Genomic DNA, 23,108 nt, shown 5'->3' with positions numbered 1-23,108 from the left:
GGAACTGCGGAAGAAAGGCCAGAAAGGACAGGGTCACCCGGCTGGATGTGGCCGGCCCGCCCCTCCCGCCGACCCCGCGGGCGCGAAAGCGTCTTCCGGACATACTGAGCAGTCGGTAACCTGCGGCGCATGACTCTTCCCCCGCTCGCCGCCCGACACGCCTGGCACGGCGCCATCAACCCGCTGCACTCCACGGTGTACTTCTCCCCGGACTACCTGAAGGAGCTCGCCGCCTTCGGGGTCGACAACCCGACCGCCGCCAACCTGGCCGGACGGGCCGCCGCCATGGGTCCCGTCGGGCCCGGTGTCGTCGCGGCCACCTTCTACAACTACCGCTACGACCACCTCGCCCGTTACCTGCCCGCAGTCTGGGACAGCGTCTCCCCCGAAGAGGTCATCGCCGCCCGCTACCGCGCCGCCGACAGCACCCTGCGCCGGCTCCTCGGCGACGACACCGTCGAGTCACCCGAGCTGGCCGAGGCCGCCGAGCTGGCCATACGCGCCACCGAGGGCTGTAGCCGCCACGCCCGCACGCTCTACGCGGCCCACGCCGACCTCCCGGTGCCCGAGCAGCCGCACCTGCGGCTCTGGCACGCCGCCACCCTGCTCCGCGAGCACCGCGGCGATGGCCACCTCGCGGCCCTGCTCATCGTCGGGCTCGACCCGGTGGAGGCCCTCGTCAGCCACGGAGCCACCGGCAAGGGCATGACCTCCAAGTGGCTCAAGGCCACCCGGGGCTGGGAGCAGGCCGACCTGGACGCCGCCACCGAGCGCCTGCGCGAGCGCGGCGTGCTCGACGCGGCCGGGGAGCTGACCGAGGAGGGCAAGGCCCTGCGCGAACGGCTGGAGACCGAGACCGACCGCCTGGACGCCGCCCCGTACGAACACCTCGGCGCGGCCGGCCTGGCCCGCCTGGCGGAGCTGGGCGGCGGCTTCGTGCTGAAGGCCGTCGCGGCCGGCGCCTTCCCGGCCGACCTCCGCGGCAAGGGCTGACCCGGCAGCCGGCCGATCGGCAGGGGTCCCGCCGACCGCCGCCGCCACCTGCCACAATTGGCAGCCTTCCAGTGCAAACGAAGGCAGGCGGGACCCGATCGTGACGATGTCCATCGAAGGCAGGATCGCCGAGGAACTCGGCGTACGGGAACGGCAGGTCAAGGCCGCCGTCGAGCTGCTCGACGGCGGCTCCACCGTGCCGTTCATCGCGCGCTACCGCAAGGAAGCGACCGAGATGCTCGACGACGCCCAGCTGCGCACCCTCGAGGAGCGGCTGCGCTATCTGCGCGAGCTGGAGGACCGGCGCGCCGCGATCCTGGACTCCGTACGGGAGCAGGGCAAGCTCGACGCCGAGCTGGAGGCGCGGATCAACGCGGCCGACACCAAGGCCCGGCTGGAGGACATCTACCTCCCCTTCAAGCCCAAGCGCCGCACCAAGGCGCAGATCGCCCGCGAGGCCGGCCTGGAGCCGCTCGCCGAGGGCCTGCTCGCCGACCCGTCGGTGGAACCGGCCACCGCCGCGGCCGCGTTCGTCGACGCGGACAAGGGCGTCGCCGACCCGGCCGCCGCCCTGGAGGGCGCCCGCGCCATCCTCACCGAGAAGTTCGCCGAGGACGCCGACCTGATCGGCGAACTGCGCGAGCGGATGTGGGGCCGCGGCCGGCTCGCCGCCAAGGTCCGCGAGGGCAAGGAGGAGGCAGGCGCCAAGTTCGCCGACTACTTCGACTTCACCGAGCCGTTCACCGCGCTGCCCTCGCACCGCGTCCTCGCCATGCTCCGCGGCGAGAAGGAGGACGTCCTCGACCTCACCCTGGAGCCGGAGCCGCCGAGCGAGACGCCCGGACCGTCCACGTACGAGGGCATGATCGCCCGCCGCTTCGGAGTGGGCGACCGCGGCCGCCCCGGCGACAAGTGGCTCGCCGACACCGTCCGCTGGGCCTGGCGCACGAAGATCCAGGTGCACCTCGGCATCGACCTGCGCATGCGGCTGCGCTCCGCCGCCGAGGACGAGGCCGTACGGGTCTTCGCCGCGAACCTGCGCGACCTGCTGCTCGCCGCGCCCGCCGGCACCCGCGCCACGCTCGGCCTCGACCCGGGCTTCCGTACCGGCGTGAAGGTCGCCGTCGTGGACGCCACCGGCAAGGTCGTGGCCACCGACGTGATCTACCCCCACGTCCCCGCCAACAAGTGGGACGAGTCCCTCGCCAAGCTGGCCCGCCTCGCCGAGGAGCACGCGGTCGACCTGATCGCCATCGGCAACGGCACCGCCTCCCGCGAGACCGACAAGCTCGCCGGGGACCTCATCGCCCGCCACCCCGAACTGGGCCTCACCAAGGTGATGGTCTCGGAGGCCGGCGCCTCCGTGTACTCCGCCTCCGCCTTCGCCTCGCAGGAACTCCCCGGTATGGACGTGTCCCTGCGCGGCGCGGTCTCCATCGCCCGCCGCCTCCAGGACCCGCTGGCCGAGCTCGTCAAGATCGACCCTAAGTCGATCGGCGTCGGCCAGTACCAGCACGACCTGTCCGAGGTGAAGCTCTCCCGCTCGCTCGACGCGGTGGTCGAGGACTGCGTCAACGGCGTCGGAGTCGACGTCAACACCGCCTCCGCGCCGCTGCTCTCGCGCGTATCGGGCATCAGCGGCGGACTCGCCGAGAACATCGTGGCCCACCGCGACGCCAACGGCCCGTTCCGCAGCCGCAAGGGGCTCAAGGACGTGGCCCGGCTCGGCCCGAAGGCGTACGAGCAGTGCGCCGGCTTCCTGCGCATCCGCGGCGGGGACGACCCGCTGGACGCCTCCGCCGTGCACCCCGAGGCCTACCCGGTGGTCCGGGCGATGGGCAAGACGGCCGGCGGCGAGGTGGCGGCCCTGATCGGCAACACCGGCGTCCTGCGCTCCCTGCGGCCCGAGCAGTTCGTCACCGAGGCCTTCGGCCTGCCCACGGTCACCGACATCCTGCGCGAGCTGGAGAAGCCGGGCCGCGACCCGCGCCCCGCCTTCAAGACGGCCACCTTCAAGGAGGGTGTGGAGAAGATCGGCGACCTGGCCCCCGGGATGATCCTGGAGGGCGTCGTCACGAACGTGGCCGCCTTCGGCGCCTTCATCGACATCGGCGTGCACCAGGACGGGCTGGCGCACGTCTCGGCGCTGTCGAAGACCTTCGTCAAGGACCCCCGCGACGTGGTCAAGCCGGGCGACATCGTCCGCGTGAAGGTCATGGACGTGGACATCCCGCGCAAGCGGATCTCGCTCACCCTGCGGCTGGAGGACGAGGCGGACCGTACCGCCGGTGCGCCCAGGCAGCGCGAGGAGCGGCAGGAGCGGCGCGGTGGCGGTGGCGGTGGTGCCCGTCCTCCCCAGCAGCGCGGCGGCACGGGCTCCCGCGAAGGCGGCCAGGACCAGGGCCAAGGCCAGGGCCAGGACCAGCGGAACCAGGGCCGGCGCGGTCAGGGTCAGGGTCAGGGTCAGGGTCAGGGTCAGGGTCAGGGCCAGGACCGCCGGCAGGGCGGCGGCAGCGCCCCCGCCCCGGCCAACAGCGCCATGGCCGACGCCCTGCGCCGCGCCGGCCTGACCGGCCCCGAGGAGCGACGAAAGCGCTAGTCAGCGCAGGTGCGCGCGGGTCTTCCCGCGAAATGGCCGAATAGGTGCCCTGGATCCGAGGACACCTTGCCAACTCGCGTACAAGATCTGTAGGCATGGTGGAACGCCCGTTCGTCACCTGGCGGACGGGCATCCGCATTTCCCCTCAGGACCGCATTCCCCGAGGCCGCCTCCGAAGGCACAGGACACCATGCCCATGCCCACGCACGCCTACCGACGCTGCCCGAGAAAGGGTCCGAAGAGGGATCACATGCCCCACCCGCAACTCAGTCTGCGCAAACGGTGCGAGAACATTCTCGGCCATCTGGATCTGACCCGTCCGTTCTCCCTCGACGTGCTGTGCAACCGAATAGCCGAGCAGCGCGGCCGCCCGATCCGGCTGCACCCGCTCCCCAAGGAGGCGGCGGAATCCGGCGTCTGCGGTCTGTGGGTGGGCACCGACACGGTCGACTACGTCTTCTACGAGGCCCAGACCACCCCGCTCCACCGGGAGCACATCGTGCTCCATGAGCTCGGCCACATCCTCTTCGGCCACCACTCGCTGGAGGGTGAGGAAGCCGACGGAGGCGCCCCGACCGTACTCGGGCGCACCAACTACACCACCCGCCAGGAGCAGGAGGCGGAGATGCTCGCGAGCATGATCCGCATCCGCACCGCGAACTCCGGCCCGCACACGGCCGCCCCGGCCCGGGGCACCCTGGCCCGGCTGGAGTCCGCCATGGGCTACGAGCGGGGGGAGAGATGACCGCCGCCGGCCTGACCGACTTCGGCAACGCGCTCGCCGTCCCGGGCGTCGTGTGCCTGTGGATCGCGGTCCTGCTCCGCGCCCCGGGCGCCCTGCGCTCCCCGCAGCAGCGCGGCCTGTGGCTGGCCGTCGCCACCGCCGCCGCCGCGATGACCCTGAACCTCCCGGACGTCGTCGCGTACGCCATGGGGCGCGGCCCCGGCTACGCCCACACCATCGGCCTCGTCCGCAACCTCATCGGCGTGTTCTCCGCGGGCGCCGTGATCTACTTCGTGGCCGCCACCACGCGCGGCCGCCGGCTCCAGCTCGCCTCGTGGATCGCCACGGTGTGCTGGCTCTCCGCACTGATCGCCCTGGATCTGGCCGCTCCCGCGCACGGCACCCACACCATGCCGCCCGTCGGCGATCCGGTGCCCTCGCTCGCGTACTGGCTGGTGCTGATCTCCGCGCACGTGGTCGCCAACACCGTCTGCGTCTCCCTGTGCTGGCGCTACAGCCGCCGCACCGAGAGCCGCGGACTGGCTGCCGGGCTGCGGCTCTTCGGCCTCGGCACCGCGCTGGCCGGCCTGTTCTGGTTCGCGTACCTGCTCAAGGCCCTGTTCGGCAGCACCTGGGCGATGCCCGCCCTGCCGCTGCTGATGAACCTGCACGGCCTGCTGCGCGCCGCCGCGATCCTCGTGCCGACCCTGTTCACCTTCCGCCGTACCGCCGCCGACATCGCCACGGCCTGGCGGCTGTGGCCGCTGTGGCGCGATCTGGTCCAGGCCGTCCCGCACGTGGCCCTCAACAAGCCCCGGGCCGGCCGGCTGGTGGAGCTGCTGTGGCCGCCGGTCCCGCGCGACATGCTCGTGTACCGCAAGGTCATCGAGACGCGCGACGCGATCCTGATCCTGGGGGAGTACGTCGCGCCGGGCTCCCTGGAGCTCGCCCGCGGCCAGGTCGCCGGGCGCGGGATCCCCGAGCAGCGGCGCACCGCGGCCGCGCTGGCCTCCGTACTGCAGGAGGCGCGGCAGGCGAAACTCGCCGGACGGCCCGGGCACGCAGGGGAGTCGGCCGGGCTGGAACTGCCCGCCGCGATGCAGAGCTCGCACGAGGGCGGTGACCTGGCGGACGAGGCGCGGTTCCTCGTCGACGTCGCCCAGGCGTACACCTCGGCGGCCGGAAACGGGGAGGTGAAGGTGTCGTGAGCACCACCGTACTGGTCACCGGGGCGAGTTCCGGACTGGGCGCGGCCTTCGCCCGGGGCTTCGCGGCCAAGGGCTGCGACCTGGTCCTGGTCGCCCGCGACAAGGACCGGCTGGAGGCCGTCGCGCAGGAGCTGGGCCGCGAGTTCGGCACGGTCTCGGAGGTGCTGCCCGCCGACCTGTTGGACGCGGGGGACTGCGCGGCGGTCGCCGAGCGGCTCGCCGACCGGGGCCGGCCCGTGGACATCCTGGTCAACAACGCGGGCTTCGGGCTGCCCGCGCCCTTCCCGTACAGCCCGGTCGAGGACGAGGAGCGGATGCTCGACCTGCTGGTGAAGGTCCCGCTCCGGCTCACCCACGCCCTGCTGCCGGGCCTGCGCGAGCGCCGCCGCGGGGCCGTCCTCAACGTCTCCTCGGTGGCGGGCCTCCTGCCGACCGGCACCTACGGGGCCGCCAAGGCCTGGGTCACCGCCTTCAGCGAGTCCCTGCGGGTGGACATGGAGCCGTACGGGATCCGGGTCCTGGCGGTGGTCCCCGGCTTCACGCGCACCGAGTTCCAGGAGCGCGCCGGGATGGACGTCAGCGCCCTGCGCGAAGCGGTCTGGCTGGAACCGGAGGCCGTGGTCGCCCGCGCCCTGCGCGATCTCGCCCTGCGCCGCCCGCTCAGCATCACCGGCCGCCGCTACCGGGCGTACGCCCTGGCGGCCCGGCACCTCCCGCGCGGCTTCGTGGCCCGCAGGATGGCCCGCACCCGCCGCACTCCGGCAGACCGGGCGGACGAGCACTGAAGTCGGCGGCAGCCCGATGCGCGGCCCGGTGACGGGGCCGCGCACGCAGTGAGGTGAAGGGGACGAATCAGCAGTCGTGGCCTCCTCGGCCGTGTCCTCCGTAACCGTAGTCGTCGTCGTCATCGTCCCAGCCGCTGTGGTGGCCGTAGCCATAGCCGTTGCCATCGTTCCAGCGGCCGTGGTGGCCGTAGCCGTAGCCGTTGTCATCGTCGTCCCAGCCGCCGCCGGTGACGTAGCTGACGGTTTGGGTCGGTGCCGCCGCCGAGGCGGTGCCCGCCGTACCGAGCGCGGCCCCGCCGGCCATCAGGAGACCGGCAGCGGAGACCACGAAGAGGCGCTTCGCTCTCTGTGCATACATAGGAATTTCCCTTTCCTTCCACCCTCTCGCACCTCTCCGGGGCGTGAGCGGGGGAACCGCGGCCGCAGAACCAGAATGCGCAGCGCGGATCGGATACAGGGCCGCGGGAAGTGCGGAGGCACATTTCCGGCCACAGGGGGCTCAGGCGCCCCGTGGGTCCCGAAGCAGGTGCGCGTCAGAGGTTCCACCCTCGACTACGCGGGACTCCGGCCCATGGGGGCGTGCTCCGCGGTTGCGGCTCTCACCCACAAAGGCTAGTCGCGCCCGGGCCGGTCGGCACCTTGAGACCGGCCCGGTCACAGCACTAGAGCTCGCTGACCTTGCCGTCCACGACCTGGAGGCGGCGGGTCACCGAGACGGCGTCCAGCATGCGGCGGTCGTGGGTGACCAGGAGAAGCGTGCCCTCGTAGGCCTCCAGGGCCGACTCCAACTGCTCGATCGCCGGGAGGTCGAGGTGGTTGGTGGGCTCGTCCAGGACCAGCAGGTTCACGCCGCGGCCCTGGAGCAGCGCCAGGGCAGCACGGGTGCGCTCGCCGGGGGAGAGGGTGGCCGCCGGGCGCAGGACGTGGGCCGCCTTGAGACCGAACTTGGCCAGCAGGGTGCGGACTTCGGCCGGCTCGGTGTCCGGGACCGCAGCGCAGAAGGCCTCCAGCAGCGGTTCGTCACCGAGGAACAGGCCGCGGGCCTGGTCCACTTCGCCGATCAGGACCCCGGAGCCGAGGGTGGCGGAGCCGGAGTCCGGCTCCAGCCGGCCGAGCAGGACGGCCAAGAGGGTGGACTTGCCCGCCCCGTTGGCCCCGGTGATGGCCACCCGGTCCGCCCAGTCGATCTGGAGGCCGGCCGGGCCGAAGGTGAAGTCCCCGCGCTTGACGGCCGCTTCGCGCAGGGTCGCGACCACCGAGCCGGAGCGCGGGGCCGCCGCGATCTCCATGCGCAGCTCCCACTCCTTGCGCGGCTCGTCGACCACATCGAGCCGCTCGATCGCCCGCTGCGTCTGGCGGGCCTTGGCAGCCTGCTTCTCGCTCGACTCGCCGCGCAGGTTCTTGCCGATCTTGTCGTTGTCGCTCGCCTTGCGGCGCGCGTTGCGCACGCCCTTGTCCATCCAGTTGCGCTGCATCTGCGCGCGGCCTTCGAGCGCGGACTTCTTGCCCGCGTACTCGTCGAACTCCTCGCGGGCGTGGTTCCGGGCGCGCTCGCGCTCCTCCAGATACGCCTCGTAGCCGCCGCCGAAAAGGTTGATCTGCTGCTGGACCAGGTCGAGTTCGAGGACCTTGGTGACGGTCCGCGTCAGGAACTCGCGGTCGTGGCTGATCACGACCGTGCCCGCGCGCAGCCCCTTGACGAACTGCTCCAGCCGCTCCAGGCCGTCCAGGTCCAGGTCGTTGGTGGGCTCGTCGAGCAGGAAGACGTCGTACCGGGAGAGGAGGAGCGAGGCGAGGCCCGCGCGCGCCGCCTGGCCGCCGGAGAGCGCCGTCATGGGGAGGTCCAGGCCCACGGTGAGGCCGAGCTCGGCGGCGACTTCCTCGGCCCGCTCGTCGAGGTCGGCGCCGCCGAGGTTCAGCCACTGGTCCAGGGCCGTCGCGTACGCGTCGTCCGCGCCCGGCGTGCCGTCCACCAGGCCCTGCGTCGCCGCGTCGAGCTCCGCCTGGGCGGTGGCCACGCCCGTACGCCGGGCCAGGAAGTCCCGTACGGACTCGGCGGGCCGGCGCTCCGGCTCCTGCGGGAGGTGGCCGACGGCGGCGGTGGGCGGGGAGAGCCGCAGCTCACCGGTCTCGGGGGTGTCCAGCCCGGCGAGCAGGCGCAGCAGGGTGGACTTCCCGGCGCCGTTGACGCCGACGAGGCCGATGACGTCGCCGGGTGCGACGACGAGGTCGAGATCGGCGAACAGCGTGCGCTCGCCGTGCGCGGCGGTGAGCTTCTTGGCGACGAGGGTTGCAGTCATGATTTCCCGATCCTATCCGGGCATACGACGCCCCCTGGGCATGGCCGGACAGGTGGGATGCACGTCATTGCGGCCACCGGGCCGCACGCCACACCATGAGGCCGTGTCGGAGACACGGCCTCGCCGTCTACGACGGGGGTGCAGAGCGTCTCTGCTTGGCGCAGCGATCCCGCGTTGTCCTCGGGATTCATGCACGGCAAGATGTCGAACATGCGCCAATCGTCTGCGTGCCCTGGTGCCGACCGTTGGCGGTCCGTGTGAGCACGTCCCTCCGGCGCTGGTCGGCCCGACCTGCACGGTTACGGCCAAGGAGGGTGCCCGACGTCGCCCTGGGCGCCGGGCGTGCGCATACATAGTGTCACGGGATCGCCGCGGATCGTTGGCTGAAGGGTGACCTGGACGTGCCCGGACCGGCGGAGGCCGATGGAGAACGAGGTCCTCCTCGACTGGCTGCGGACCGCCGACGCCACCAGCACCTTGGACCACCTCGGTGTGCACCGGCTCGCTGCTGCCGGCCGCCGCCGGGCTGCTCCGGGGGCGCCGGGCCACCTCCCACTGGCTGGCCCTCGACCAGCTCCCGGCCTACGGGGCCCTGCCCACCGGGGAGCGGGTCGTCACCGACGGCACGTACGTGACCGCCGCCGGGGTGTCCTCCGGCATCGACATGGGGCTGACCCTGCTGGGCCGGATCGGCGGGGACCGGCTGGCCCAGTCCGTGCAGCTGCTGACCGAGTACGACCCCCAGCCGCCCTACGACGCGGGCTCGCCCGACAAGGCCCCGGCCGACGTCGTCGAGGAGTTGCGTGCCAAGAGCCGCTTCATCCTGCGGTAGTCCACGTCCACGTGAAGCGGGGCTCACGGCGCTCCAGGAAGGCGGCGACACCCTCCTCGGTGTCGCCGCTTCCGGCCGCCCGGGCCGTCCAGTACGCGTCCCGGTCCCTCCGGCCGTCCGCGAACTCCTTCGCCGCCGCCTGGGTGAGCTGCGAGCGCCCGACCAGCGTGCGGGCGAAGTCCGCGACCCGCTTGGACAGTTGGCCAGCCGGCACCAGCTCGTTCAGGAACCCGGCCCGCAGTGCCTGCTCGGCGCCGACCAGCTCCGCCGAGAAGAGCAGGTACTTGGCCCACGCCGGACCCACCAGAGCGGCCAGCCGCCGGGTGGAGGACGCCGGGTAGACGATGCCCAGCTTCGCCGGGGTCACCCCGAACGACGCCCCCTCCTCCGCGAACCGCAGGTCACACGCGGCCGCCAGCTGGCTGCCGCCGCCCACGCAGAAGCCCCGGACCGCCGCCAGCGTCGGCTTCGGGAAGGCGGCCAGCGCCTCCTCCGCCGCCACGGCCAGCGCCTGCGGGTCGTCGTCCCCGCCGATGGAGGAGATGTCGGCCCCCGCGCAGAAGGTCGGTCCCGCCCCCGTCAGCACGAGCACCCGTACGGCCGGATCGGCCGCCAGGCCCGCCAGCAGCTCGGGGAGCGTCCGCCACATGGCGGCCGTCATGGCGTTGCGCTTGGCGGGGTGCGAGATCACGACGGTGGCGACCCCGTCGGAGACCGTGTGCAGGAGTGCTGCGTCCCGGGCTGCGTCCATGCGCCGGATGCTATCCCGGGCCGCCGATCCTATGATCAAGGGGGATCGAGACGAGTCCGTCCGGGGGGTGCGAGGAGGTGGCACGCTCATGGGCGCAGACCGTACCGACGGGAAGGACGCCGAGGGCCGGGAACCGCAGCGGGAGAAGAAGAAGCTCAGCCGCAGTTTCGGGCTGCTGGTCCTGCTCGGGGTGATTCTCGTGCTGGCCGGTCTGGTCGGCCTGGTCTACACCGGCGTGGCCACCCTGACCTCGATGTTCCTCTTCGGCTGGCTGCTGCTGGTCGGCGGCGTCGTGGGCCTGCTGCACGCCGTGCAATCGCGCAGGAGCACCTACTTCTGGCTCGCGGTCATCGTCGCCGCGATCAACCTGGCGGCCGGCTTCGTGGTCCTGCGCCGCCCGGAGGCGAGCGCCGAGGCCCTGACCATGTTCGCCGCGCTGCTCTTCCTCACCGGCGGGGTGTTCCGGCTGGCCGGCTCCCTGGTGGTGCGCGGTTCGAACTTCGGGCTCTCGCTCGTCCAGGGCGCCTTCGGCGTCCTGCTGGGCATCCTGATCCTGTCGAACTGGCCCGGCAACAGCCTGTACGTGATCGGTACCTTCTTCTCGCTCGCCCTCCTGTTCGACGGGCTGAGCCTGGTGGCCCTGGGCCTGAGCGCCCGGCGCATCCTGGGGCTGGTCAGGGAGGACAAGGCGGAGCCCGGCTCGGGGGCGGCGGACGATACACGCCAGGCGGCCGAGAAGCGCCCCGCAGAAGATCAGGAACAGTCGAACAACTGACTCTGTCATACGCCAGTGGTCAGAAAGTGTCCGATTGACGCTGTCTTCTGGTCAGGGGTCCGGCCCGGACCAGCCCGTTCCCCACTCTGGAGGCGTGGAGACGATCGAGCGCGAAGACGGGGGACGGAAGATGGATGTCAGCGGGAGCGTCCCGCCAGCCAGGGAGGGGGAACCACAGGCTCCGGCCGACCCCCTCGCATACGAGGGAGTGTGGCGGTTCACCGCTCCCGCCGTAGAAGAATCCGTTCCGCAGGCGCGCCGCGCGGTCCGGGACCTGCTCGGGCGCCAAGGCGTGCCGGCGCACCCGGACCTCGTGTACTCCCTGCTGCTGATCGTCTCCGAACTGGTGACGAACTCGGTCCGGCACGCCGCGCTGCTCTCGCCGGAGGTCGCCGTCGAGGTCGCGATCGGCCGCGAGTGGGTACGGGTGGCCGTCGAGGACAACCACCCCTACCGCCCCAAGGCGCTGGAGGCCGATTTCGGCCAGACCGGCGGCCGGGGGCTGCTCCTCGTACGGGAGGTCACGCTGGAGGCCGGCGGCGTCTGCGACGTGGAGCACACCTCGACCGGCGGCAAGGTCATCTGGGCGGCGCTGCCGCTGACCGCACCGGCCCCCGCCACTCCCGCCGTCTGAACGACGCGGGGGCCGGGGGCCGCAGGGCCGACGGCGACGACGAAACGGCTACCAGCCCGCCGCTTCACCCGTCAGCTCGCGGATCGCGGGCCGAGCCGCGTCCAGCACGGTCATGAACCAGGCCGAGAACGGCGCTTCGGCGTGCCGCTTCGCCAGCTCCTCGGCGGTGACGAAGGCGGTGTCCCCGACCTCCTCCGGATCCGGCCGCGGGGCCGCTTGCGCGAGTCCCACGAAAAGGTGGTTGAACTCCTGCTCCACCAGACCCGACGCGGGGTCCGGGTGGTTGTAGCGCACGGTCCCCGCCGCCGCCAGCAGCGAGGGCGACAGCCCCAGCTCCTCGTGGGTCCGCCGGGCCGCCGCCGCGAACGGGGACTCCCCGGGATACGGGTGACCGCAGCACGTGTTCGACCAGACGCCGGGGGAGTGGTACTTCCCGAGCGCCCGCTGCTGGAGGAGCAGGCGACCCTGCTCGTCGAAGAGGAACACGGAGAACGCCCGGTGCAACAGCCCGGGCGCCTGATGGGCGGAGAGTTTCTCCGCCGTGCCGATGGTGTTCCCGGACTCGTCGACCAGCTCGAGCATGATCGGATCCTGAGTCGCGGTGCCGTTGGACGCGCTGTTCGCGGCGGTGGCTGGTGTGGTCGGCATACCCATCCTTCGCTTCGGACTTCGGCCCTCAGTCTGCCGTACAAAAGCGGCTTGCCCGCACTGACGAGGCCCGCGCATGTCTGCCCCCCGCCGCGTGATAAGCGGCGAGCGGCGAGGGGCAGAGATCACGCCGCGTACTGCGTCCCCGGCGGTGTCTCGGACGCCGCCGGGTCGACGGCCCGCAGGACGTAGCCCGTGTAGCCGTACTCGTGCCCGTGGCGGGCCCGTGCGTCGAGCTCCTCGCGCGTGGCGGCCAGCGCGGCTGCCCTCGCGGGGGTCGAGGGCTCGGCGGCCCGGGCCCGCTCGGCGAGCGGGCCGTAGTACTCGGCCCAGTCGGAGTCGGGCAGGTGGTACACGCCGAGCACCTGGTACCCGGCGGCCTGGGCGGCCGTGAGGTTCCGCGCGGTGGAGCGCAGCGGGTACTCGCGGTCCCAGAAGGCGCGCGCCCCGGCGGACGGCTGCGCGACGGTCCACTCGCACTCGGTCAGCACGAGGGTGCCGCCCGGGGCGAGCAGCCGCTTCCACCGCGCGAGGGCGGTGTCGTAGCCGATGGCGTAGGCGGAGCCCTCCGCCCACACGAGGTCGAAGGAGCCGTCGTCGTAGGGGAGCGCACCCATGTCCCCCCGGACGGGGTGGACGCGGTCGGCGAGCCCGCGGACCGCGGCGGCCGTACGGAGCTCTTCGAGGAAGGGGCCGTGGCGGTCCACGGCGGTCACCTCGGCGCCGCCGGCCCCGCCCGCCTCGGCGGCGAGCAGCAGGGCGCTGCGGCCCGGACCGCAGCCCAGGTCGAGGACGCGCGGCCGCTCGGGCAGCGGTCCGCACAGGGACAGCAGGTGCCGGGTGCTCGCGTCGGAACCGGGAGCCTGCCGGGGCAGGCCGCGGTGCAGCTCGAAGAACGCCTCCCAGAAGGCGGCGCCGTCGGTGGCCGCGTCGGTGGCCGCGCCGCTGGTGGCGTCGATGTCGGTGGAGCCGGTGTTGTCGGTGGAGCCGGTGTTGTCGGTCAACGTGAACCCTTGGAAGCGGGGGCCCCGGCCGACGAGGCGCACCCCCAGCGCTGGCTGGGGGGATCAGCGGAGGATCAGGCCTGGCCGGATGCCCGGAGGAGGAGAGGGGGGATGCACCGGAGTTCGCTGCGCATGGCCGCGCCCACTGCGACGGTCATCAACCCACCTCTTTCCACTCGGCTCGTTCAGGGGCGTGTCCACCGTAACACCGGCGCCGTTTGTGGTACCGCGCGGTGATCGTCAATGATGAGCCGGCAGGGCCCGGAGCCCCGGGACGCAGGGCTTGTCGGGGTGTAAACGGGCGGTGAACCCCCGCTTCCATTCATCCGATAGCCTCTGCCGACGTGCCGCCGCCCCCCGAGGCGCCCGTTACAAGGAGTGAGTTCGTCTGCCGACCGCCATCCTCACCGGCCTGCCGGTCCCCGGATCACCGCTCGCGGGCGAGCTGCGCTCCCTCGGCTTCGAGGTCCGCCCCGCCGCGGGCCCCGAGGACGTCTCCGCCGCGCTGGGCGCCGTACCCGCCGACCAGCGGGTGGCCGTCGTGGACAGCGCCTTCGTCGGACACCTGCACGCCCTGCGCCTCGCGCTGACCGACCCCCGCTTCGACGCCTGCGCCGTCACCGGCGCCTTCGCCGTGCAGCCGGGTGCCCGGGCCGCCCTGGACAAGGCCGCCGCGACCGCGGGCCACGGCCCGGCGCCGTACCCCGACCTGCTGGCCGCCGAGGTGGAGGGCGCCGGGACCGCCGTCCAGCGGCCGGAGCTCGGCACGCTCGTCGCCGCCGTCCCGGCCACCGACGCGGAGCACCGCGCCGCGGCCGCCGCCGTCGCCGCCGTCGACGACGAGGCCGTACGCCTGCGGACCGCCGTGAAGTCCCGCGACGGCTTCTTCACCACCTTCTTCATCAGCCCGTACTCGCGCTACATCGCCCGCTGGTGCGCGCGCCGGGGGCTGACCCCGAACCAGGTCACCACCGCCTCGCTGATCACCGCGCTGATCGCGGCCGGCTGCGCCGCCACCGGCGAGCGCTGGGGCTACGTGGCCGCCGGTGTGCTGCTCCTCGTCTCCTTCGTCCTGGACTGCACCGACGGGCAGCTGGCCCGCTACTCGCTCCAGTACTCGACGATGGGCGCCTGGCTCGACGCGACCTTCGACCGCGCGAAGGAGTACTCCTTCTACGCGGGCCTCGCGCTCGGGGCCGCCAGGAACGGCGACGACGTCTGGGCCCTCGCGCTCGGCTCGATGATCCTGATGACCTGCCGGCACGTCGTCGACTTCGCCTTCAACGAGGCCAACCACGACGCCACGGCCAATACGAGTCCCACCGCCGCCCTGTCCGACAAGCTCGACAGCGTCGGCTGGACGGTCTGGGTCCGGCGGATGATCATCCTCCCGATCGGCGAGCGCTGGGCCATGATCGCGGTGCTGACCGCCGTGACCACCCCCCGGACCGTCTTCTACGCCCTGCTCGCCGGCTGCGCTTTCGGCGCCCTCTACACCACCGCCGGCCGGGTCCTGCGTTCGCTGACCCGCAAGGCGATCCGTACCGACCGGGCCGCACAGGCCCTCGCGGACCTCGCCGACTCGGGCGTGCTCGCCTGGACCGGCTCCCCCCGTCGCACGAAGCGGCGGCCGAACTTCGAATCGGTGGGGCTGGCCCTGGCCGGCTCCGTGCTGATGGCAGGCGGGGCCGTGACCCGCGACTTCGGCACCCCCTGGCTGGTCGGGACCGCCGTGGGCTACGTCTTCTTCGCCGGTGCGGCCGTCGCCGGCCCCCTCAAGGGCCCCCTCGACTGGCTCATCCCGCCGCTCTTCCGGTTCGCCGAGTACGCGACCGTCCTCGCGCTCGCCGCGAAGGCGGACGTCCCGGGGGCCCTTCCCGCGGCATTCGGACTGGTCGCGGCCGTCGCCTACCATCACTACGACACGGTCTACCGCATCCGCGGTGGCTCGGGCGCGCCCCCGCACTGGCTGGTGCGGACGATCGGCGGCCACGAGGGCCGGGTCCTGCTGACCGTGGTCCTGGCCGTGGTCCTGCCCCGGGACGCGTTCCCCGTCGCGCTCACGGCCATGGCCGTGTTCGTGGCACTGGTGGTGCTCGTGGAGAGCATCCGCTTCTGGGTCTCCTCCGGAGCACCCGCCGTACATGACGAAGGAGAACCAGCATGATCGGCCTTGTACTCGCGGCCGGTGCCGGACGCCGCCTGCGTCCCTACACCGACACCCTGCCCAAGGCCCTCGTGCCCGTCGGTCCCGAGGGCCAGGAGGAGAGCCTCACGGTCCTCGACCTGACGCTCGGCAACTTCGCCGAGGTCGGCCTCACCGAGGTCGCCATCGTCGTCGGCTACCGCAAGGAGGCCGTCTACGAGCGCCGCGAGGCGCTGGAGGCCAAGTACGGCGTCACGATCACGCTGATCGACAACGACAAGGCCGAGGAGTGGAACAACGCCTACTCCCTGTGGTGCGCCCGTGACGTCCTGAAGCAGGGCGTGATCCTCGCCAACGGCGACACCGTCCACCCGGTCTCCGTCGAGAAGACCCTGCTCGCCGCCCGCGGCAACGGCCGGAAGATCATCCTCGCCCTCGACACGGTCAAGAACCTGGCCGACGAGGAGATGAAGGTCGTCACCGCCGACGGGAAGGGCGTGCAGAAGATCACCAAGCTGATGGACCCCGCCGACGCCACCGGCGAGTACATCGGTGTCACCCTCATCGAGCCCGAGGCCGCCGAGCAGCTCGCCGAGGCCCTCAAGACCACCTTCGAGCGCGACCCCGACCTCTACTACGAGGACGGCTACCAGCAGCTCGTCAACGACGGCTTCACCATCGACGTGGCCCCCATCGGCGACGTCAAGTGGGTCGAGATCGACAACCACGACGACCTCGCCAAGGGCCGGACGATCGCATGCCAGTACTGACGAGGCTCATCCCCTCGCCGGTCGTCGTCGACATCAGCTGCGGGGCGATGGACAAGCTGGACAGCATCCTGGCAGACCAGCGGATCTCGGCGTCCGGCACGCTCGCGATCGCGATCAGCGGCGGCTCCGGCGTCGCACTGCGCGCCAAGCTGGAGTCCGCACTGCCGAACGCCGACTGGTACCCGGTCGTGGACGGCACCATCGACTCCGCGGTCAAGCTGGCCGACGACATAAAGGGCCGCCGGTACGACGCCGTCGTGGGCCTGGGCGGCGGCAAGATCATCGACGTGGCGAAATACGCCGCGGCGCGGGTCGGGCTGCCCATAGTGGCCGTCGCCACCAACCTCTCGCACGACGGCATCTGCTCGCCGGTGTCCATCCTGGACAACGACAACGGGCGCGGCTCCTACGGCGTCCCGACGCCGATCGCCATGGTCATCGACCTCGATGTGATCAAGGAAGCCCCGGTGCGGTTCGTCCGCGCGGGCATCGGCGACGCGATCTCCAACATCTCGGCCATCGCCGACTGGGAGCTCTCCCACCAGGTCACCGGCGAGCCCGTGGACGGCCTGGCCGCCGCCATGGCCCGTACGGCCGGCGAGGCCGTGCTGCGCCACCCGGGCGGCTGCGGCGACGACGAGTTCCTCACCGTGCTCTCCGAGGCCCTCGTCCTCTCCGGCATCGCGATGTCGATCAGCGGCGACAGCCGCCCCTCGTCCGGCGCCTGCCACGAGATCAGCCACGCCTTCGACCTGCTCTACCCCGGACGCTCCGCGCTCCACGGCGAGCAGGTGGGCATCGGCGCCGCCTTCGCGATGCACCTGCGCGGGGCCGAGCAGCAGTCCGGGCTCTTCGTGGAGGTGCTGCGCCGGCACGGCCTGCCGGTGCTGCCCGAGGAGATCGGGTTCAGCGTCGACGAGTTCGTCACGGCCGTCGAGTACGCCCCGCAGACCCGCCCGGGACGCTTCACGATCCTGGAGCACCTCAACCTGTCCGCCGCCGAGATCAGGGACGCGTACGCCGACTATGCCCACACCATCCGTAGCTGAACTCCGGCCCGTCGTCCACCCGCCGGGCGTCAAGGACCGGCGCAGCGGCGAGCACTGGGGCGGGCGCCTCTACATGCGCGAGGTCTCCCTGCGCATCACCCGCCTCCTGGTCACCACCAAGGTCACGCCGAACCAGCTGACCTACGTGATGACCCTCGCAGGCGTCCTCGCCGCCCCGGCCCTGCTGGTGCCGGGCGTCTGGGGCGCGGTCCTCGGCGTCGTGGCCGTCCAGCTGTACCTGCTGCTCGACTGCGTCGACGGGGAGGTCGCCCGCTGGAAGAAGCAGTTCTCGCTGTCCGGCGTGTACCTGGACCGGGTCGGCGCCTACCTGTGCGACGCGGCGGTCCTGGTCGGCTTCGGCCTGCGCGCCGCGGACCTGTGGGGCGGCGGGCGGATCGACTGGCTGTGGGCCTTCCTGGGCACCCTCGCGGCGCTCGGCGCGATCCTGATCAAGGCAGAGACCGACCTGGTCGGCGTCGCCCGGCACCAGGTCGGCAAGGAGCCGGTCAAGGAAGCGGCGTCCGAGCCGCGCTCGTCCGGCATGGCGCTCGCCCGCCGGGCCGCCGCCGCGCTGAAGTTCCACCGCCTGATCCTCGGCATCGAGGCCTCCCTGCTCATCCTGGTGCTGGCCGTCCTGGACCAGGTCCGGGGCGACCTGTACTTCTCCCGGCTCGGCGTCGCCGTGCTGGCCGGCATCGCGCTGCTCCAGACCCTGCTGCACCTGGTGTCGGTCCTGGCCTCCAGCAGGCTCAAGTGACCGCCCCGATGCGGCTGGGCGCCGTGATCATCACCATGGGCAACCGGCCCGACGAGCTCAAGGCGCTGCTCGACTCGGTCGCCCGCCAGCAGGGCGACCCCGTCGAGGTGGTCGTCGTGGGCCAGGGCGTCGAGGTCACCGGGCTCGCGGATCTGCCGGCGGTTGTGCGCACCGTGTCGCTGCCCGAGAACCTGGGCATCCCGGGCGGCCGCAACGTCGGCATCGAGGCCTTCGGCCCCGGCGGCCGCGAGGTCGACGCCCTGCTCTTCCTGGACGACGACGGCCTGCTGGAGCGGACCGACACCGCCGAGCTGTGCCGCCAGGCCTTCACCGGGGACCCGGGGCTCGGGATCGTCAGCTTCCGGATCGCCGATCCGGAGACCGGCGAGACCCAGCGCCGGCACGTGCCCCGGCTGCGCGCCTCGGACCCGATGCGCTCCTCGCGCGTGACCACCTTCCTGGGCGGCGCCAACGCCGTCCGCACGGCGGTGTTCGAGCAGGTCGGAGCGCTGCCCGGGGAGTTCTTCTACGCCCACGAGGAGACCGACCTGGCCTGGCGGGCGCTCGACGCGGGGTGGTCGATCGACTACCGGGCGGACATGGTGCTGCTGCACCCGACGACCGCCCCCTCCCGGCACGCGGTCTACCACCGTATGGTGGCCCGTAACCGGGTGTGGCTCGCCCGCCGCAACCTGCCCGCTCTGCTGGTGCCGGTCTACGTGGGCGTCTGGCTCCTGCTGACGCTCCTGCGCAGGCCTTCCGTACCGGCGCTCAAGGCCTGGTTCGGCGGGTTCGCGGAGGGGTGGACCACCGCCTGCGGTCCCCGCCGCCCGATGAGATGGCGTACGGTCTGGCGGTTGACCCGACTGGGCCGACCACCTGTCATCTGAAGATCCCGCGTCTGGGAACATGGCGCGATCACGGGTCTCGCGCCACCAGCCTGATGCCCTTCCTGCCGCATCTTGAAGACGAAAGTTTCAACTTGTGAGTGACACAACCCACGACGGCGCCCTGGCCACGAGCCGGCCGCCGTCCGCAGACGCGGGGCTGAGCCCCGCGGAGCTCGCCAGGAAGTACGGCCTCTCCGTGAGCGGGGCGCGGCCCGGTCTGGGCGAGTACGTGCGGCAGCTCTGGGGCCGGCGCCACTTCATCATGGCCTTCTCCCGGGCCAAGCTGGTCGCGCAGTACAGCCAGGCCAAGCTCGGCCAGGTCTGGCAGGTGGCGACGCCGCTGCTGAACGCCCTGGTCTACTACCTGATCTTCGCGCTGATCCTCCAGGCGGACCGCGGCATGCCCCCTGGGGTCTACATCCCCTTCCTGGTGATCGGGATCTTCGTCTTCACCTTCACCCAGAGCTCGCTGATGGCGGGTGTCCGGGCCATCCCCGGGAACCTCGGCCTGGTCCGCGCGCTGCACTTCCCGCGCGCCTCCCTGCCGATCTCCTTCTCGATGCAGCAGCTCCAGCAGCTGCTGTACTCGATGATCGTCGTGGTCGTCGTCGTGATGGCCTTCGGGAACTTCCCGCGGCTGTCCTGGCTGCTGGTCGTCCCGGTGCTGGTGCTGCAGTTCGTCTTCAACACCGGCCTCGCCATGGTCTTCGCGCGGGCGGGCTCCAAGACCCCCGACCTCGCGCAGCTCATGCCGTTCGTCACGCGGACGTGGATGTACGCCTCCGGCGTCATGTTCTCGATCAGCACGATGCTCAAGGACAAGCCCGCGTGGATCGCCGACGCGCTCCAGTGGAACCCCGCGGCGATCTACATGGACCTGATCCGGTTCGCGCTGATCGACAACTACGGCCCGGAGAACCTGCCGCCGCACGTCTGGGCCTTCGCCGTCGGCTGGGCCGTTGTGATCGGCCTGGGCGGTTTCGTGTACTTCTGGAAGGCTGAGGAGCGTTACGGCCGTGGCTGAGAACACCCAGGGGCGCGTCCCCACCGTCATCGCCGACGACGTCCACATCGTCTACCGCGTCAACACCGGCAGCTCCGGCAGGGGCAGCGCCACCGCGGCGCTGAACAAGATAATCCGACGGGGCAAGGGCGACGCCCCGGGCGTCCGCCGGGTCCACGCCGTGCGCGGTGTCTCCTTCACGGCGTACCGCGGCGAGGCCATCGGGCTCATCGGCTCGAACGGCTCCGGCAAGTCCACCCTGCTGCGCGCCATCGCCGGCCTGCTGCCCTGCGAGGAGGGCAAGGTCTACACCGACGGCCAGCCCTCGCTGCTGGGTGTCAACGCGGCGCTGATGAACGACCTGACCGGCGAGCGCAACATCGTCCTCGGCGGTCTCGCGATGGGCATGAGCCGCGAGCAGATCAAGGAGCGCTACCAGGACATCGTCGACTTCTCGGGCATCAACGAGAAGGGCGACTTCATCTCCCTGCCGATGCGCACCTACTCCTCCGGCATGGCGGCGCGCCTGCGCTTCTCCATCGCGGCGGCCAAGGACCACGACGTCCTCATGATCGACGAGGCCCTGGCCACGGGTGACCGCAGCTTCCAGGTGCGCTCGGAGAACCGCATCCGCGAACTGCGGCAGAAGGCCGGCACGGTCTTCCTGGTGAGCCACAACAACAAGTCCATCCGCGACACCTGCGACCGGGTGCTGTGGCTGGAAAAGGGCGAACTCCTGATGGACGGGCCCACGGAGGAAGTCGTCTCGGCGTACGAGAAGGCGTCCAACGGCTGACCGCCGCCGGGCCGTCCCCCGGTCCGGACCGCCCGAGGCCCCCGCCGCTCCGCGCGGCGGGGGCCTCGGCGTGTCTGCGGCGAGCACTCCGCCGCCTCCGCCGCCGCCATGACGGCGACATGAGGTGGCGCAGCGAATACCCCAGAGGCTTCCGCGGCGTTGTACAGCGTAAGCTGAAGCAGTCCTGAATCGCGGCAAGAGGGGACGATTCCCCGCAGGTGAAAGGCCCTGGGGCCGCCCCGGGGAAACCCCGGCGGCGTGTCCGAAATAGGATGTATTGGGTCGGCAGTGTAGAACGGGAGATGTGACGGCAATGGCTACGGGAATTCTCCGGCCCCCAGGCATTACGGCCGTCCCCGCCCCGGGCGGCGGGCGGTGACCCCGGGGCACGGCATCCGTCCCCGGTCCGACACCGCCCACGCGCGCGCCACCCTCGACAAGGCCGCTACGGAGAACTTCCCCGTCGCCCCCGCCTTCCTGCCCCGCGCCTGGCGTGACGGCCTGATGGCGGTCTACGGGTACGCCCGGCTCGTCGACGACATCGGCGACGGCGACCTCGCCCCCGGCGGGCGCGACGCCGTCCTCCTCGGCCTCGACGCGGCCGCCGCCGACGACCGGCTCGCCCTGCTCGACGCCTTCGAAGCCGACCTGCTACGGGTGTTCGGCGCCGCCGACGGCCCCCCGCGCCACCCCCTGCTCCTCGCCCTCCAGCCCGTCGTCCGCGACCACGGTCTCACCCCCGAGCCGTTCCTCGGGCTCATCGAGGCCAACCGCCAGGACCAGCGGGTCGCGCGCTACGAGACCTACGCGGAACTCCTCGCCTACTGCGAGCTCTCGGCCAACCCCGTGGGCCGCCTCGTGCTGTCCCTCACCGGCACCAGCACCCCCGAGCGGATCCGCCGCTCCGACGCCATCTGCACCGCCCTGCAGATCGCCGAACACCTCCAGGACGTCGCCGAGGACCTCGGCCGGGACCGGATCTACCTCCCCGCCGAGGACATGAGGCGCTTCCACGTGGTCGAGGCCGACCTCAAGGCCCCGACCGCCGGCGCGTCCGTACGCGCCCTGGTCGCATACGAGACCGAACGCGCACGCCGGCTCCTGAATGAGGGCACCCCGCTCGTGGGTAGCGTGCACGGCAGACTCCGGTTGCTCCTCGCGGGCTTCGTGGGAGGGGGGCGCGCAGCCCTGCGAGCCGTCACCGCCGCCGGTTTCGACGTACTTCCCGGCCCGCCCAAGCCCACCCGGAGTGGCCTGCTCCGCGAGGTGGCCGCCGTCCTGCGCACAGCGCCGAGAAAGGGGTGAGCCCGGTGGAGGGCCCCACACACGTGTACGCACCGACCGCACTGCCTGCACCGGTTTCGGCGGCGTACAGCTACTGCGAGGCCGTCACCGGATCGCAGGCGCGCAACTTCGCGTACGGCATCCGGCTGCTGCCGACCGACAAGCGGCAGGCGATGTCCGCGCTCTACGCCTTCTCCCGGCGTGTCGACGACATCGGCGACGGCGCACTGGCACCCGACGCCAAGCTGGCCCGGCTGGAGGAGACCCGCGCCCTGCTCGGGCGGATCCGGGCCGAGGAGATCGACGAGGACGACACCGACCCGGTCGCCGTCGCCCTCGCGCACGCCGCGCGCCGGTTCCCCATCCCGCTCGGCGGCCTCGACGAGCTCATCGACGGCGTCCTGATGGACGTGCGCGGCGAGACCTACGAGACGTGGGACGACCTCAAGGCCTACTGCCGCTGCGTGGCCGGCGCCATCGGGAGGCTCTCGCTCGGGGTGTTCGGCACCACCGCAGGCGCGCGCGACGCCGAACGCGCCGGGGAGTACGCCGACACGCTCGGCCTCGCCCTGCAACTCACCAACATCCTCCGGGACGTGCGCGAGGACGCCGGCAACGGGCGCACCTACCTGCCCGCCGAGGACCTCGCCAAGTTCGGCTGCGCGGCAGGCTTCCACGGAGACCGGGCCCCCGAGGGCTCCGACTTCGCCGGACTGGTCCACCACGAAGTCCGGCGCGCACGGGCCCTGTTCGCCGAGGGCTACCGGCTGCTGCCGATGCTCGACCGGCGCAGCGGCGCCTGCGTGGCCGCCATGGCCGGCATCTACCGCCGCCTCCTCGACCGCATCGAGCGCGAGCCGGAAGCGGTGCTGCGGGGCCGCGTCTCGCTGCCGCCGCACGAGAAGGCGTACGTCGCCGTGCGCGGGCTCTCCGGCCTCGACGCCCGGACCATCTCACGCCAGAGCACCCGGAGGCGGATGTGACGACCTCGACGAGGACCACCCCGGCCGGTCCGCCCGCAGGCACGGCGCGGCGCCAGGCCGCGCCCGGCGCCCGCGGCCACGGCGGCGGGTCCGCGGTCCCCGTGCGGACGGCCGTGCTCCCGCGGGCGGGATCCGCCCGTCCCGCGCGGAGCGCGTGCGGCGGCACCAGCGGGCGCG

The 23,108-nt window shown here is 72.3% G+C and carries 20 protein-coding genes and 2 pseudogenes; 17 read left to right on the top strand and 5 right to left on the bottom strand.

Features of this window, described 5'->3' with window-relative positions; translation table 11 throughout:
• Window positions 1-129 precede the first annotated feature (129 nt).
• The 5 genes from J7E94_RS30940 (at window position 130) to J7E94_RS30920 (ending at window position 6,309) form a co-directional block, all read left to right on the top strand.
• Window positions 130-993 (top strand): hypothetical protein, encoded by an 864-nt coding sequence (locus J7E94_RS30940; RefSeq protein ID WP_215020121.1) that lies wholly within the window; start codon window positions 130-132, stop codon window positions 991-993.
• Window positions 994-1,093: 100 nt separating this feature from the next.
• Window positions 1,094-3,592 (top strand): Tex family protein, encoded by a 2,499-nt coding sequence (locus J7E94_RS30935; protein WP_215020120.1) that lies wholly within the window; start codon window positions 1,094-1,096, stop codon window positions 3,590-3,592.
• A gap of 250 nt (window positions 3,593-3,842) precedes the next feature.
• The gene (locus tag J7E94_RS30930) at window positions 3,843-4,337 is read left to right on the top strand and encodes an ImmA/IrrE family metallo-endopeptidase (protein WP_215020119.1); all 495 of its coding nucleotides are present in this window, start codon (window positions 3,843-3,845) and stop codon (window positions 4,335-4,337) included.
• On the top strand, window positions 4,334-5,524 hold the full coding sequence (locus tag J7E94_RS30925; RefSeq protein WP_215020118.1) for an MAB_1171c family putative transporter: 1,191 nt from the start codon (window positions 4,334-4,336) through the stop codon (window positions 5,522-5,524). The genes J7E94_RS30930 and J7E94_RS30925 overlap by 4 nt, the downstream gene beginning before the upstream one ends.
• Window positions 5,521-6,309, top strand: coding sequence for an SDR family oxidoreductase (locus J7E94_RS30920; protein WP_308345549.1), 789 nt, complete (start codon window positions 5,521-5,523; stop codon window positions 6,307-6,309). Before J7E94_RS30925 ends, J7E94_RS30920 begins: the two co-directional genes overlap by 4 nt.
• Window positions 6,310-6,376: 67 nt before the next feature.
• On the opposite strand, the gene J7E94_RS30915 is transcribed toward J7E94_RS30920, so the two are convergent.
• Together J7E94_RS30915 and J7E94_RS30910 are read right to left on the bottom strand one after the other, a co-directional pair.
• Complete coding sequence (locus J7E94_RS30915) at window positions 6,377-6,667, bottom strand: hypothetical protein (protein ID WP_215020147.1); 291 nt, start codon at window positions 6,665-6,667, stop codon at window positions 6,377-6,379.
• A 304-nt stretch (window positions 6,668-6,971) separates the two neighbouring features.
• A complete protein-coding gene (locus J7E94_RS30910) occupies window positions 6,972-8,609 on the bottom strand; it encodes an ABC-F family ATP-binding cassette domain-containing protein (RefSeq protein ID WP_215020117.1) in 1,638 nt (545 codons plus the stop codon).
• A 423-nt stretch (window positions 8,610-9,032) separates the two neighbouring features.
• Here J7E94_RS30910 and J7E94_RS30905 point away from each other — a divergent pair.
• Window positions 9,033-9,441: pseudogene (locus tag J7E94_RS30905) on the top strand (DJ-1/PfpI family protein); the annotation flags it as partial.
• Here J7E94_RS30905 and J7E94_RS30900 read toward each other — a convergent pair.
• On the bottom strand, window positions 9,428-10,192 hold the full coding sequence (locus J7E94_RS30900; protein WP_251057480.1) for an enoyl-CoA hydratase/isomerase family protein: 765 nt from the start codon (window positions 10,190-10,192) through the stop codon (window positions 9,428-9,430). The pseudogene J7E94_RS30905 and the gene J7E94_RS30900 overlap by 14 nt on opposite strands.
• Window positions 10,193-10,280: 88 nt before the next feature.
• On the opposite strand from J7E94_RS30900, the gene J7E94_RS30895 reads away from it, so the two are divergent.
• Both J7E94_RS30895 and J7E94_RS30890 read left to right on the top strand, forming a co-directional pair.
• Window positions 10,281-10,967 (top strand): HdeD family acid-resistance protein, encoded by a 687-nt coding sequence (locus J7E94_RS30895; RefSeq protein ID WP_215020115.1) that lies wholly within the window; start codon window positions 10,281-10,283, stop codon window positions 10,965-10,967.
• A gap of 130 nt (window positions 10,968-11,097) precedes the next feature.
• Window positions 11,098-11,601, top strand: coding sequence for an ATP-binding protein (locus J7E94_RS30890; protein ID WP_251057488.1), 504 nt, complete (start codon window positions 11,098-11,100; stop codon window positions 11,599-11,601).
• Between the two features lie 48 nt (window positions 11,602-11,649).
• Here J7E94_RS30890 and idi read toward each other — a convergent pair whose 3' ends face one another.
• Window positions 11,650-12,249 carry an isopentenyl-diphosphate Delta-isomerase gene (gene idi, locus J7E94_RS30885; protein ID WP_215020113.1) on the bottom strand — a complete coding sequence of 200 codons (600 nt, stop codon included), beginning with the start codon at window positions 12,247-12,249 and terminating at the stop codon, window positions 11,650-11,652.
• Window positions 12,250-12,416: 167 nt separating this feature from the next.
• Window positions 12,417-13,208: pseudogene (locus tag J7E94_RS30880) on the bottom strand (class I SAM-dependent methyltransferase); the annotation flags it as partial.
• Between the two features lie 433 nt (window positions 13,209-13,641).
• Between J7E94_RS30880 and J7E94_RS30875 the strand changes: the two are divergent.
• The 9 genes from J7E94_RS30875 to hpnD all read left to right on the top strand — a co-directional run bounded on the left by J7E94_RS30875 (window position 13,642) and on the right by hpnD (window position 22,931).
• The gene (locus tag J7E94_RS30875) at window positions 13,642-15,420 is read left to right on the top strand and encodes a DUF5941 domain-containing protein (RefSeq protein WP_215020144.1); all 1,779 of its coding nucleotides are present in this window, start codon (window positions 13,642-13,644) and stop codon (window positions 15,418-15,420) included.
• On the top strand, window positions 15,417-16,169 hold the full coding sequence (locus J7E94_RS30870) for a sugar phosphate nucleotidyltransferase (RefSeq protein ID WP_215020112.1): 753 nt from the start codon (window positions 15,417-15,419) through the stop codon (window positions 16,167-16,169). Before J7E94_RS30875 ends, J7E94_RS30870 begins: the two co-directional genes overlap by 4 nt.
• Window positions 16,157-17,218, top strand: a complete 1,062-nt coding sequence (locus J7E94_RS30865) for an iron-containing alcohol dehydrogenase family protein (RefSeq protein ID WP_215020111.1) — start codon at window positions 16,157-16,159, stop codon at window positions 17,216-17,218. The genes J7E94_RS30870 and J7E94_RS30865 overlap by 13 nt, the downstream gene beginning before the upstream one ends.
• Window positions 17,196-17,975 carry a CDP-alcohol phosphatidyltransferase family protein gene (locus J7E94_RS30860; protein WP_215020110.1) on the top strand — a complete coding sequence of 260 codons (780 nt, stop codon included), beginning with the start codon at window positions 17,196-17,198 and terminating at the stop codon, window positions 17,973-17,975. Before J7E94_RS30865 ends, J7E94_RS30860 begins: the two co-directional genes overlap by 23 nt.
• 8 nt (window positions 17,976-17,983) lie before the next feature.
• Window positions 17,984-18,865, top strand: a complete 882-nt coding sequence (locus tag J7E94_RS30855; protein ID WP_251057487.1) for a glycosyltransferase — start codon at window positions 17,984-17,986, stop codon at window positions 18,863-18,865.
• 94 nt (window positions 18,866-18,959) lie between these two features.
• Entirely contained in the window at window positions 18,960-19,889 is a 930-nt protein-coding gene (locus tag J7E94_RS30850; protein ID WP_215020108.1) for an ABC transporter permease, read from the top strand.
• Window positions 19,882-20,664, top strand: coding sequence for an ABC transporter ATP-binding protein (locus J7E94_RS30845; RefSeq protein WP_215020107.1), 783 nt, complete (start codon window positions 19,882-19,884; stop codon window positions 20,662-20,664). The genes J7E94_RS30850 and J7E94_RS30845 overlap by 8 nt, the downstream gene beginning before the upstream one ends.
• 375 nt (window positions 20,665-21,039) lie before the next feature.
• Window positions 21,040-21,969, top strand: a complete 930-nt coding sequence (gene hpnC / locus J7E94_RS30840) for a squalene synthase HpnC (RefSeq protein ID WP_215020106.1) — start codon at window positions 21,040-21,042, stop codon at window positions 21,967-21,969.
• 23 nt (window positions 21,970-21,992) lie between these two features.
• Window positions 21,993-22,931 carry a presqualene diphosphate synthase HpnD gene (hpnD, locus tag J7E94_RS30835; RefSeq protein WP_215020105.1) on the top strand — a complete coding sequence of 313 codons (939 nt, stop codon included), beginning with the start codon at window positions 21,993-21,995 and terminating at the stop codon, window positions 22,929-22,931.
• Window positions 22,932-23,108 lie beyond the last annotated feature (177 nt).

It is taken from the genome of Streptomyces sp. ISL-94, from assembly GCF_018614075.1.
Taxonomy (GTDB): domain Bacteria; phylum Actinomycetota; class Actinomycetes; order Streptomycetales; family Streptomycetaceae; genus Streptomyces.
This window is presented reverse-complemented; position numbering and strand designations above follow the sequence as displayed.